The organism is Bacteroidota bacterium (assembly GCA_030017895.1).
Taxonomy (GTDB): domain Bacteria; phylum Bacteroidota; class Ignavibacteria; order UBA10030; family BY39; genus JASEGV01.
The window spans coordinates 1-12,503 of record JASEGV010000022.1; the positions used below are offsets into that span (position 1 = coordinate 1).

12 protein-coding genes are annotated in these 12,503 nt (G+C 37.0%); 8 read left to right on the forward strand and 4 right to left on the reverse strand.

Annotated elements, in window-relative coordinates; all coding sequences use genetic code 11:
* Positions 1 to 206 precede the first annotated feature (206 nt).
* Positions 207 to 1,985: a GAF domain-containing protein gene (locus QME58_05770; protein ID MDI6803339.1), complete on the reverse strand. Its 1,779-nt coding sequence runs from the start codon at positions 1,983 to 1,985 to the stop codon at positions 207 to 209.
* Between the two features lies 1 nt (position 1,986).
* A complete protein-coding gene (gene purM / locus QME58_05775; protein ID MDI6803340.1) occupies positions 1,987 to 2,991 on the reverse strand; it encodes a phosphoribosylformylglycinamidine cyclo-ligase in 1,005 nt (334 codons plus the stop codon).
* Positions 2,992 to 3,109: 118 nt separating this feature from the next.
* Here purM and QME58_05780 point away from each other — a divergent pair, with 118 nt between their 5' ends.
* From QME58_05780 to QME58_05815, 8 genes are all read left to right on the forward strand, one after another.
* Positions 3,110 to 3,778 (forward strand): fumarylacetoacetate hydrolase family protein, encoded by a 669-nt coding sequence (locus QME58_05780; GenBank protein ID MDI6803341.1) that lies wholly within the window; start codon positions 3,110 to 3,112, stop codon positions 3,776 to 3,778.
* Positions 3,779 to 3,783: 5 nt separating this feature from the next.
* A complete protein-coding gene (locus tag QME58_05785; protein ID MDI6803342.1) occupies positions 3,784 to 6,072 on the forward strand; it encodes a M23 family metallopeptidase in 2,289 nt (762 codons plus the stop codon).
* Entirely contained in the window at positions 6,072 to 8,801 is a 2,730-nt protein-coding gene (locus QME58_05790; GenBank protein ID MDI6803343.1) for a valine--tRNA ligase, read from the forward strand. The genes QME58_05785 and QME58_05790 overlap by 1 nt, the downstream gene beginning before the upstream one ends.
* A gap of 75 nt (positions 8,802 to 8,876) precedes the next feature.
* Positions 8,877 to 9,173 (forward strand): type II toxin-antitoxin system Phd/YefM family antitoxin, encoded by a 297-nt coding sequence (locus QME58_05795; protein MDI6803344.1) that lies wholly within the window; start codon positions 8,877 to 8,879, stop codon positions 9,171 to 9,173.
* The gene (locus QME58_05800) at positions 9,170 to 9,421 is read left to right on the forward strand and encodes a type II toxin-antitoxin system RelE/ParE family toxin (GenBank protein ID MDI6803345.1); all 252 of its coding nucleotides are present in this window, start codon (positions 9,170 to 9,172) and stop codon (positions 9,419 to 9,421) included. The genes QME58_05795 and QME58_05800 overlap by 4 nt, the downstream gene beginning before the upstream one ends.
* 433 nt (positions 9,422 to 9,854) lie before the next feature.
* Positions 9,855 to 10,664: a site-specific DNA-methyltransferase gene (locus QME58_05805; protein MDI6803346.1), complete on the forward strand. Its 810-nt coding sequence runs from the start codon at positions 9,855 to 9,857 to the stop codon at positions 10,662 to 10,664.
* A complete protein-coding gene (locus QME58_05810) occupies positions 10,661 to 11,383 on the forward strand; it encodes a BsaWI family type II restriction enzyme (protein ID MDI6803347.1) in 723 nt (240 codons plus the stop codon). Before QME58_05805 ends, QME58_05810 begins: the two co-directional genes overlap by 4 nt.
* 46 nt (positions 11,384 to 11,429) lie before the next feature.
* On the forward strand, positions 11,430 to 11,663 hold the full coding sequence (locus QME58_05815) for a hypothetical protein (protein ID MDI6803348.1): 234 nt from the start codon (positions 11,430 to 11,432) through the stop codon (positions 11,661 to 11,663).
* A 133-nt stretch (positions 11,664 to 11,796) separates the two neighbouring features.
* On the opposite strand, the gene QME58_05820 is transcribed toward QME58_05815, so the two are convergent.
* Positions 11,797 to 11,973 carry an AbrB/MazE/SpoVT family DNA-binding domain-containing protein gene (locus tag QME58_05820; protein ID MDI6803349.1) on the reverse strand — a complete coding sequence of 59 codons (177 nt, stop codon included), beginning with the start codon at positions 11,971 to 11,973 and terminating at the stop codon, positions 11,797 to 11,799.
* A 201-nt stretch (positions 11,974 to 12,174) separates the two neighbouring features.
* A complete protein-coding gene (trxA, locus tag QME58_05825; protein MDI6803350.1) occupies positions 12,175 to 12,495 on the reverse strand; it encodes a thioredoxin in 321 nt (106 codons plus the stop codon).
* Positions 12,496 to 12,503 lie beyond the last annotated feature (8 nt).

Here is a 12,503-nt window from a genome sequence, read left to right on the forward strand (position 1 = left end):
TTTTATGGCAAAGATAATAAATATTTACGTCATTTCATACTTAACTTAACACTAGATGATTTTTTCAAAATAAAACTTAATATTCCAAAAAACAATATTAAACTAAATATTAAAATAGTTTCCATACTTATCCTCATTAATCAACATTTGTAATATCCTGATGAATAAATAATAATTCTTTAACTAGTGCATCCAACTGAATCGGATTAACTATCAGATTTTTTGATAGTAAATTTAAAAATACTCCCCTTGCCGTATTCGCTTTCGATCCAAATTTTACCTTTGTGTGCTTCAATTATTTCGCGACAAATCCACAAACCTAACCCTGTGCCTTTGATATGTTTAGAATCCGGTTCATCAACACGGGAAAACTTTTGAAATAATTTGTCCTGATACTCAGGTTTAATTCCGATACCCTCATCGGAGATAATAAACAGAATTTCATCTCCATCCTGCTCAACCACGTTGATAGCTACCTTTCCACCTGCCGGTGAATATTTTATAGCATTTGATAGAAGATTTTGAACAACCTGCCTGAGCTTCGGATGGTCTCCCTTAATAAACGACGCATTCGGATCGATATTGTAAGTGATAGTATGCCTATTTGATGTTCGCACAGAAACCAATGCATCCTGAATAAGCCGTTCAACATTCACAACTTTGAAAGCAATACTCACTTGCCCCGATTCGATGCGGGTAATCGACAAAGTATCTTCGGCTAATTGGTTCAACCGGTTGGCTTGAGTTACGATGAGTTGCATATATTCCTTAAAGCGTGGATTATTCTGAATATCTTCGTTTTTCAAGAGTGCTTTACCAGCGAGGATGATGCTTGATAATGGAGACCTGAAATCGTGCGAAACGATGCTTATAAATTCCGATTTCAAGGTATCTAATTCTGTAAGTTTTTGATTGGCAAATTTTATCTCTTCGTAGAGTTTGGCATTCGCAATAGCACTGGCAATCTGGTCGCACAAAGTTTGTAAAACAAGCACGTCCATTTCATCGAACGCGAACATTTTTTTGTCCTCGATATTCAACACCCCAACCAGCATTGCACCAACCTTGATAGGCAAAGCAAGTTCGGAACGCGTATTGTGGTTTTCAATTGATTTATATCGTGGGTCCTGCGCAACATCGTTTGCCAATATATATTCGCCATGCTTGGCTACCCATCCGATTATACCCTCACCGATATTTTGAGTGTAATCGCCCGGAAGCAGATCTAAATAATTACCTGAATGAGCTTTCAATATCAAATCGGAATTTTCTTCGGAAAGTAAAAACAGGGTTACGTCGAAGTAATTAAAATTTTGTTGTATTGCCTCAGCAGTCGAAACCAACAAATCATCAATATCGAGTGTCGAGTTCAATATTTTTGATATTTCGTTTGTCGATTCGATTTGAGTTATACGTTTTTTCGCATCTTCAACAAAATTTGCATTTTTAAGCGATACAGCTATTTGCAGACCATACAATTGTGCAATCACCAAATCGTCCTCGGTGTAATTATCTTCGTTCACCGAGCCAAATATTAAAGCGCCAACCTGATCTTGACCGCTTCTAATAGGAACCGCAAGAAAACTTTTTATACCGAACTCTTCAAACTTTCCCTCAAACGAATTACTATGTCCTACACATTTTTTAGCATTACAAATTACCGGCGATTGATTCCTTATTACCCAACCAGGTAAACCTTCTTCTACGCTAAAGTAAGTTTCATTTAATCCGGTTGCATCAGCAATTGGCGAAAGTGTTACAATACTATAAAACGTATGGACAGGACTTAAATATGCAAGTGATAATACATCGAATTCCATTAACCATTTAGATTCCTTCCGTAAGATATCATATATCTCGGCACGGTTGCCGACAGCATCTATTTGAAGAGTTATCTCGATCAGTGTATTTAACCTTTGAGTTAAACCATATCCTTTGATAAGCTTATTATCTTCTAATACAGATTTTTTATTTTTTGTTTTCATACTAATTACTGATTTTTACCTGTCCGATATTTATCGGTTGCTCATTGATATTAATTAATTTTTGTTGAATATTTTCTGCCCCTGTTTTTGATGCTACTATCACTAATCCAATTCCTAAATTAAATGTGCGACGCATTTCTTCCTCGGGAATCTCTCCGAGTCGCTGCATCAAATTAAAAATCGGATATCTATCCCACCCGAACCAATCAATCTCCAATTCCAATCCCTTCGGAATCAGACGCATAGTATTATTTTTTATTCCACCACCGGTTATATGGGCGATTGCGTGAACATCAGATAAATCTTTTATTTCTTTTATCGGATTTAAATACGAACGATGAGTTGTTAAAAGGCAATCACCTAATCGCATTCCTAAATCATCAATGAAATCGTCAATTTCATATTTTTCGAACAAGACCGAACGTGCAAGCGAGTAACCATTGGTATGCAAACCCGTTGAAGGGAGTCCAATCAGAACATCTCCGTCTTTTACTTTTTTACCGTTGATAATTTTTGCTTTTTCTACAATACCGAGAATTGTTCCTGCCAAGTCGTATTCATCTTCGTGATAGATGCCGGGCATCTCGGCAGTTTCGCCGCCAATCAAGGCACAGTTATTTTCGCGGCAGGCTTTAACCAAGCCATCCATAATTTGCTCGCCAACCTGTTGATTTAATTTTCCAGCAGCGTAATAATCAAGGAAGAATAAAGGTGTGGCCCCGCATACTGAAATATCGTTCACACAATGATTTACCAAATCTTGTCCGATTGTGTCATGCTTGTTCAACATAAAGGCAATTTTTAGCTTCGTCCCAACACCATCGACACTTGAAACTAATACAGGATGTTTATAATTTTCAAACTTCGCATCATAGAAAGCGCCGAACAAGCCGATATCAGAAAGAACTAATTTTGAAAAGGTTGACCGGGCTTTGAGTTTGAGTTTATTTACAAACTCGTCGCCTGCATCAATGCTAACTCCGGCAGATTTATATGTTTTGGACAATATTAAAATGAATAATTATGAATTTTACTAAACTCAATTAAACATTATTTATGTAAAAATGCAAAATTGCACAATAACCAATTTGTGAGTATATTTTTAATAAATTTTATTAAATACTATGAAAACTGTAACTATACGCAAGACTAAAGAGCAAATTCCCGTCGGGACAATAATTTGCATCGGACGCAACTACATTGAACACGCAAAAGAGATGCAAGCTGACATACCCGATAAACCGGTTATTTTTCTAAAACCGCCATCTGCAATAATTTATAACGACGATAATATTATAATCCCAAATATATCCAACGAAATGCATCACGAAGTCGAGTTGGTTGTTGTGATTGGTAAAGGCGGCAAAAGCATCCCTGCATCCGAGGCAAATTCACACATATTAGGTTATGCTGTTGGACTCGATATGACGCTTCGTGATGTTCAAGCAGAAGCCAAGAAAAAAGGATTACCCTGGACTGTTGCGAAAGGATTCGATACATCAGCGCCGATTTCAGAAGTTTTGTTAAAAGACGAAATTCCTGAACCACACAACCTGAATTTAGTTTGCCGTGTGAATGGCAACGTCCGGCAACAATCGAACACTGATAAAATGATTTTCAGCGTTCATAAATTGATTGAATATATTTCTTCAATAATTACACTTGATCGGGGCGATCTCATCTACACAGGTACACCTGAAGGTGTGAGCCAGGTTAATAACGGCGATACAATCGAAGCCGAACTTGCAGGTTACATCAAAATCACTCACAATGTTAAATCAGAAACAAAGTAGTTTTAATGATCAAAAATTTTTCTATCTATATATTTGTTCTCATATTTGCTTGTGCTCTTTTATTTTTTGGTTTCTTCTCTCCGTCAGAAAACAAAAACGAACCAGCGATTCCATCTTCTCCGAATGCAATAAATGAAATTTACGATAAGTTCGATTCGTTTACTTCCGATGCGGAAAAATATATTTGGCCCACAGATGCAAGCAACCGAGTTACATCCTCGTTCGCAGAATTCAGAAACAATCACTTTCACGGCGGTATCGATGTAAGCACGAATAAAAAAACCGGATTCAGGGTATTCGCATCGCGCGAAGGTTACGTTGCACGAATCCGTATAATGCCCGATGGTTACGGGAAAATGCTTTATGTAAAACATCCCGACGGTTACTATACTACTTACGCTCACCTTAAAACCTTCAACAACGAAATCAACGAGTTTGTGCAAGAAGCACAATACAAACTGCAATCGTTTTACATCGACATTATGCTTGACCCTGAAATAATGCCTGTCAGAAGTGGCGATGTTATTGCCTACACGGGTGACACAGGTGCAGGTCCCCCGCATTTACATTTTGAAATACGGGATGAAAATCTGAATCCCGTTAATCCGTTTTTATTTCAAAACTTATACATTAGCGACAATCGTCCTCCTATAATTAAGAAAATTTTTGTAGCACCAGCTGGAATGAATTCGGAAGTTTTCGGAAAAATTACTCCTTACTTTTATAACAACCGAAACCGTGGTGGCATAAATTTAACAATCGCACAAACCATTCCGGTATCGGGCGATGTCCGCTTGGGAATCGAAGCGATTGATTTAGCTAACGAAGCTTCGAACCGATCGGGAATTTACAGCATCGAATTAATGCTGAACGACAGCTTAATCTACAAGGTAAAATTCGACCGCTTCCCCGACGCAGAAGCAAAACAAATTTTGCTCCATTATGATTTGCAAATGTTATACGCGGGCGATGGACAATTTCAAAAACTTTATGTTGAAGAAGGAAACCTTCTCCCTATTTACAATCGTATGCCTTACGGAAGCGGTATTATTAAAACTGAAACTATGCAGGAAGGGTTGTACACATTTAAGATTTCTGTAAAAGATTTCTCGGATAACGAAACTACACTCGAAGGAAAAATTTTAATCAGCCGGAAACCTGATATCCAAATTCAAAATATTTTAGATGGTCAACTCACTTTAACAGGAAGTAATCTTAATTCCATCGAGCAGATTTTGGTTTTCGGTAAATCGTCAGGTCAGGCGAATTGGAAACGGCACACGATACATAACGGACTTTTAAAAAGGAACGGTCCAAATATTATGTTACCTTTCGATGTAAATAAATATGCTATCTTGAAAATTGTTGCTGAAAACAAGTTCGGTATTGATTCGCCGCCTGTTTATCACTTCAACCGTAAATTCGATGGGGGTAATTACAATAATATCAAAATCGTTCGCGAACACTTTCAGGATTTTATTAATCTAACAATTACAACTGCCGGCTATTTCACAGATGTTCCTGTAGTTCAAATTTTGGAAGGAACTAAATCTAATTCCATCCAACTAAAAGCAGTAGAATTGAATAAATACAGCGGTTCATTCATTCCCGATATTTCACATTGGGGGGGGAAATTCATCAAAGTTAAAGCCGAAGTTAATGGTAAATTTGTAGAATTATCTGAAACCTTTTTTCTCTATCCGATTGCACCCAACAAATCGGATGAGTTCTCAATTGCTAACGGTAATTTAAAAATCGCTTTCGATTCGGGAGCTGTGTTCAAACCACTTTTCGTTACACTCGATTCAGCATTTTCTGAAGGCAGAACAGTTTACTCACTCAACCCTCAGGATGTTCTATTGAATAAAGGAATCAGAGTTTCAATGAAATCGAACAATCCAAACGATGCGTTGTATATTGTCAGGAAAAGAGATTGGGTTTTTCAAAACAAATCGGCAAACAGTAATTTTCTTACAACTACACTCACTCGCACGCTAACGGATGTAGGTTTGTTTGAAGATGGCACCAAGCCATTCATCAGCAACTTAAAACTACGAACACGAAATCGAAGACCATCAATCGCATTTCGATTCGGCGATGTTATGTCGGGGATTGATTATAAGAATTTTAGAATGTATATAAATAACGATTTAATAATACCAGAAATCGAAGGTAGCCGACTATGGTATGATGCCAACAATCCTTTACCAAAGGGAAATCATACGCTACGAATCGACATATCCGACAAAGCAGGAAACCAAAACGAATTTGTAACTAATTTCAGAGTTAAATAATGGCACAACTATCAAAAACATATTCTCCAAAAGAAGCCGAAGAAAAATGGTATCCTTACTGGGAAAAGCATAATTTATTTCACGCAAAAGCAAATCCTGATAAAAAGCCGTACACAATTGTAATCCCGCCACCGAACATCACTGGCATTTTAACTATGGGACACGTTTTGAATAACACAATTCAAGATGTGTTTGTACGTTGGAAACGAATGCAGGGTTACGAAACTCTGTGGATGCCGGGAACCGACCACGCAGGTATCGCAACACAAAACGTTGTAGAAAAATCTTTGTTGAAGGAAGGTAAAACCCGACACGATTTAGGGAGAGATAAATTTGTAGAGCTTGTGTGGAAGTGGAAAGAACAATACGGCAGAACGATCATTAAACAGTTGAAAAAATTAGGCACTTCGTGCGATTGGGAACGTGAGCGCTTTACTATGGATGAAGGACTTTCCGAAGCTGTTCAGGAAGTTTTCATCCGGCTTTACAACAAAGGTTTAATCTACAGGGGAAAATACATAATCAACTGGTGCCCGAAAGACCACACAGCAATCAGCGACGACGAGGTAAACCACATCGAACAAAACGGACATTTGTGGTTTATAAAATATCCGATTGTTAATTCAACTGATTTTGCAATTGTTGCAACAACACGTCCTGAAACTATGTTGGGCGATACCGCAGTTGCAGTAAATCCGAACGACGAGAGGTACAAACATTTAATTGGAAAAAATGTTTCGCTACCATTGACCGACAGAGTAATTCCGATAATTGCAGACGATTTTGTCGATCCGCAGTTTGGAACCGGAATGGTAAAAGTAACTCCCGCCCACGACCCCAACGATTATTGGATCGGTCAGCGGCACAATTTAGAGCAGATAAACATTTTCGATATCTCTGCAAACCTGAATGAGAATACACCGATTAAATATCAGAAGAAAGATCGTTTTGATGTACGCCGTGAAGTCGTAAAAGATTTAGAATCGCTTGGACTCTTACTTAAGATTGAACCACATACAAATGCAGTCGGTAGATGTTACCGCTGCGACACAATCATTGAGCCATATCTTTCCGACCAGTGGTTTGTAAAAATGAAACCGCTTGCCGAACCGGCACTCAAGGTCGTTTTAGACGGAACTATTAAATTCCATCCCGACCGATGGGTAAAAGTTTACAAACACTGGATGATAAACATACGCGATTGGTGCATATCGCGCCAACTTTGGTGGGGACACCGTATTCCTGTTTGGTACTGCGTAGGCGATGTAGAATGTAAGCTCGAATGCAAACAACCAATTGCTTCGAAAACAAAACCTGAAAAGTGTCCGCATTGTGGTTCCACAAATCTTAAACAGGACGAGGATGTGCTTGACACTTGGGCTTCATCGTGGCTTTGGCCCCTCTCAACCTTGGGTTGGCCTAAAGATAATGAAGACCTGCGATATTTTTATGCAACGGATACACTCGTTACCGGACCCGACATAATTTTCTTCTGGGTTGCTCGTATGATAATGGCAGGAATGGAATTTGCGAAAGACGTTCTGCTTCCAGACGGTTCACCGCGAAAAGAAGATAAATATATCGTTCCATTCCACGATGTTTATTTCACGAGTATAATACGCGATGCGCAAGGCAGAAAGATGAGCAAGTCGCTTGGCAACTCCCCCGACCCGCTTGATGTTATAGCTGAGTACGGAGCCGACGCACTGCGATTTACGGTTCTCTATCTCGCACCACTGGGACAGGATGTTTTATATTCAAATGAGAAATGCGAGCTTGGAAGAAACTTTGCCAACAAGATTTGGAATGCCGGACGGTTTCTGCAAATGAACGCAAGCCAAATTTCGGATTTCGGATTTCGGATTTCGGATATTTTTGATAAAACTCAACTTGACCTTGCAGACAGATGGATACTATCTCGTTTGAATTCGACTGTCCTCGAATTAAATAAAGATCTAGATAATTTTTACATTAACGATGCAACCAAGATTCTGTATGACTTCATCTGGCACGACTACTGCAACTGGTACGTTGAGATGATTAAAACACGTTTGTATGGTACAGAACCTGATGATGTTAAGAAAGCAGTTCTTAGCCGTGCGATTTTCATTTATGAACAGGCATTGAAGCTTTTACATCCTTTTATGCCATTTCTTTCCGAAGAAATCTGGCAGAACCTCGCAGAACGAAAAGATGGTGAGAGCATAATGATATCACCATTCCCGACTGTCGATGAGAAATGGATTGACAAGGAAACAGAAGCTGACGGATTGTTTATGCAGAATGTCGTGAATGCAGTTCGTACAGTGCGCGGCGAACTTGACGTGCCACCATCGAAGGAAATAAATATTATAATGAATTTCCACGACACCGAGAAAGAAAAGCACTTGCAAAAATACGAAAGCTACCTGAAGCGATTAACAAGAACAAAAGAAGTCTCACTTCTAAAAGACTCACAGAAACCAAAACACTCTGCCAGCGCTGTTGTTGATAATGTTGAAATTTTTATACCTTTAGAAGGATTGATTAACTTAGAAGCCGAATGTGAGCGGATACAGAGAGAAATAGACCGCGTTCGTGGACTTTATAATAGCACTGAAAATAAACTTGCCAACGAAAGCTTTGTGTCCAAAGCCCCCAAAGAAGTTGTCGAGCACGAGCGGAATAAATTAGAAAGCTTTAAGACTACGCTGCAAAAGCTTGAGAAGAATTTGGAGAGTATAAGCTGACATAATATTTTCTTGGACAGTTGATTCTGTCCAGAATTATATCTATATTCCTTTAAACAAGAAATGAGATAAACTATGAGTACAATAACATTACCAGTAACTGAAGCAAAACAACGATTTACCGAGCTTGTTAAAGGCGCCGAAGAATCGTTCGACCGTTATCTAGTTACGAAAAATGGCAAGGATGCCGCTGTGATACTAAGTGCTGAAGAATATGAAAACTTGCTGGAGACGCTTGATATATTAGCTAATAAAAAAGAAGTTCGCGCTATCGCGGAAGGTTCAGCGCAAGTAAAGCGTGGAGAAACTTTGTCGCTAAGTAAATACTTGGCAAGTAAGAAAAAAACACATAAAGGGAACAACAAATTTTGAACATTGAGTTCACAAAAGAAGCCGTCAAAGGACTTGATGCTCTTGAGCGTTCACAACCGAAATATTTTAACCGTATAGTATCAAAGATTCAATCACTAGTGGATGACCCGCATTCAGGTAAGCGACTTGTTGGACCGTTAAAAGGAAAATCGTCCATGAGGGTTGGAGATTATCGTATAATTTATGAGATCGTAAAGACCACGATTTATATTTTGACGATAAATCATAGGAGAGAGGTATATAAGTGAGAGAAATGAGAAGAAAAAACTTTAGGAAACTTCTAAAAACTCAAAAATTCATCTAACCGTAATGAACGTAAATTTACCGCAAAGTATTTATTTTATTGCACTTTGCGCACTTTGCGAAAAAACATTGCGTGCTTTGCGTTTTCAAAAAGTAGTTTTTAGAAGTGTTCTTTAATATTATTTTCTCAAACTTGGAGAAGAATTTGGAGAGTATAAGCTGAAGTTTATAGAACACGGATGAACACGGATACGACGGATAAACACTGATAATAGTCCGTTGTGTTTTTCAATAGAATATTTGTAAATTTGAATTAAATAAAGGTGACAAATGGCAAGAACAATAAAACAGCGAATTAACTTAACACATAACACAGTTCCTGATATAAAGATTAAAAAGAAAGTTAAATACAAACTACCTGAAAATATCTTCGATATTTTGAACGAACCTGCCACCACTTATAGAAAAGAATTTTTCAGGCATAAGAATATTATTTTGTTTCAAGGCGATGTTTTGAATGATAATTTATTTGATAAAGAATTTATTGATTTGATTGTCACTTCGCCACCTTATAATGTCGATATAAAATACAATTCACACAAAGACGATTTAACTTACGAAGATTATTTGGAGTTTTCTAAACAGTGGATTTCTAACTGCTACAAATGGAGTAAACCACAAGCGAGATTTTTGTTAAATTGTCCGTTAGATAAAAATAAGGGTGGACAGCAAAGTGTTGGTGCAGACCTTACTGTCATTGCAAAAAATATTGGATGGAAATATCACTCAACAATAATTTGGAATGAAGGAAATATTTCGAGACGAACTGCTTGGGGTTCTTGGCTTTCAGCGTCCGCACCTTATGTAATTGCACCAGTAGAATTAATTATTATTTTTTATAAAGACAGTTGGAAAAAAACTTCTGGCTCAAAGATATCCGATATTTCAAAAAAAGATTTTATGGACTGGACTAATGGTATTTGGACTTTTAATGGAGAAAGTGGAAAAAGAATTGGACACCCTGCTCCATTCCCAAGAGAATTACCTCATCGTTGTATTAAATTGTTTAGTTTTGTAAAAGATGTTGTGTTTGACCCCTTTACTGGCAGTGGAACAACTTTGATTGAAGCTGAAACTAATAATAGAATTGGAATTGGATTAGAAATAGATAATAATTATTGTGAATTAGCAAAAAATAGAATCGAAAATGAAGTTAATTCTTTAACTATAAAAGGAAAAACTAAATGATTAAATCGTCTATGTTAGATGATAGTTCAGCTCAAAGTTTGCGCTCTACAGAAGGACAGAGATTAGAGAATATTGTAGAATACATCTTAAATGGTTTGTTAAACAAGCACGATATTTATCTTACGCACGGCACGACTGACGGTTTAAAAAAATTGATTGATGATTCTAATGTTGTTAAGCAAATCATAGATTACAATAAACTGCCGGTGAAAAGACCTTGCGACCAAAAACAACTAGAAGATTATCCAGATACGGACTTATTTGTTCTAGTTAAACAAAATAACGAATGGAAAGTTTTAGGAATTATTAACTGCAAGCTCTCTTTTCATTCAAGACATACAATGGTTACATTTTGGGGATTAGCAATTAGAATAGGTTCAAACATTAAATATGTATGCGTTACAGAAGATAAAGACCAATATCATCCGATAAGACCACGAAGCGAATTAGGTAAATCTTGCAAGAATTCTACATCAGCAAGACGACTCTTAGAAAGTTTTGTCGATAGGATTTACGTCATTAAACCGTATGAAGATAAAAGTAAAGAATTATATTCAGACATTGAAAAATTTAAATCCCAAATTAGTAGACAAATTTGCTTTGACACTCCAAATTACAAATATCACACTGAATACTGTGCCAGTGTGCGTCCCTTTGATGATTTAGTACTTGACCTTTTGAGATGGAAAGAAGATAGAGAATTAAACCTTGTAAAATAAAATTTTGATATTTCCAATAAAAATATTTTAAAGAAAAAAAATTAAAATGATAGACCGAGAAGTTGTTAAAGAATTTTTGGAGAAAAAAGCTAGTGATTGGGCGATAGAAATTCCAAATGACATTAATTTTGATGAACTTGTAGAAACATTTTGCTTGTACACTGAAGATGATTATTATGAGTGGTTAAAAGATAATGCAAAATCATTTTTTACTGTAGGGCAGGATGGAATTGATTGGGATACAGTAAAAAAAAGAATCAAAAGATATTTAGAAAAATAAATCGTTATTTGGGATTTATTGGAACGCTACACTAAAGAGAAAATAAAAAGATTCATCAAAGATAATGAGGCCCAACCTCGAACAAAAGGTGGTTTCTCTTATCGCCTCGTCCCGTTTACAAAAGATTAAGTTATCAACTTGCTAGTTTTTTAACTCGACCTCGAATCGATGGGCTCAAAATAATCCTTTGTAACTTCTCATCTTCGTAAACATTAAATTTAGATCCTGCCTTTATCCCAAGCTTCTTTCTAATCGAAACAGGTATTGTTATCCTTCCGCCTGTTGTCGCTTTTATTATTGAATTTTTCATTACGTTACCTCTTTTTTTCATAAATCTTTCAATTCAAAATACAAAACTACCGGAAATATATCAAGAAAATTTTACAAACTCTATCTTTTGGAATCCACACATATTTTTCGTATCTTTTAACAGAAAAATCGAACATTAATCGAAATAACCATCGGAAACGCCTCAGGCCCTTTGTTCAGTTCGAGTCGTTTTTGTTTGTCGCTATAAATGCGTAGCGATTTTTTCTACTAACTTTCCTTTCTGAACTGCACCCACCAATTGCTCGGCAACTTGTCCTCCTTTTATTATCAACAACGTGGGGATACTACGTATTCCGTATTGCATTGCTGTTTTAGGGTTTGAATCAACATCTAACTTGCATACTTTCAGCTTGCCGTCGTATTCTTTTGCAATCTCTTCGATAGTCGGTGCAATCATTTTGCACGGACCACACCAAGCTGCCCAAAAATCTATCAATACAGGTTTATCTGAATTTAAAACTTCGGTTTGAAAATTTGAATCTGTAACTTCAATTGGTTTCATATATATTC

What these genes read in the sequence shown, in the direction of transcription:
- trxA (MDI6803350.1), bottom strand. Translation starts at nt 12,495, where the DNA reads ATGAAACCAATTGAAGTTACAGATTCAAATTTTCAAACCGAAGTTTTA.
- QME58_05785 (MDI6803342.1), top strand. Translation starts at nt 3,784, where the DNA reads ATGATCAAAAATTTTTCTATCTATATATTTGTTCTCATATTTGCTTGT.
- QME58_05795 (MDI6803344.1), top strand. Translation starts at nt 8,877, where the DNA reads ATGAGTACAATAACATTACCAGTAACTGAAGCAAAACAACGATTTACC.
- QME58_05780 (MDI6803341.1), top strand. Translation starts at nt 3,110, where the DNA reads ATGAAAACTGTAACTATACGCAAGACTAAAGAGCAAATTCCCGTCGGG.
- QME58_05790 (MDI6803343.1), top strand. Translation starts at nt 6,072, where the DNA reads ATGGCACAACTATCAAAAACATATTCTCCAAAAGAAGCCGAAGAAAAA.
- QME58_05820 (MDI6803349.1), bottom strand. Translation starts at nt 11,973, where the DNA reads ATGAAAAATTCAATAATAAAAGCGACAACAGGCGGAAGGATAACAATA.
- QME58_05810 (MDI6803347.1), top strand. Translation starts at nt 10,661, where the DNA reads ATGATTAAATCGTCTATGTTAGATGATAGTTCAGCTCAAAGTTTGCGC.
- QME58_05815 (MDI6803348.1), top strand. Translation starts at nt 11,430, where the DNA reads ATGATAGACCGAGAAGTTGTTAAAGAATTTTTGGAGAAAAAAGCTAGT.
- QME58_05770 (MDI6803339.1), bottom strand. Translation starts at nt 1,985, where the DNA reads ATGAAAACAAAAAATAAAAAATCTGTATTAGAAGATAATAAGCTTATC.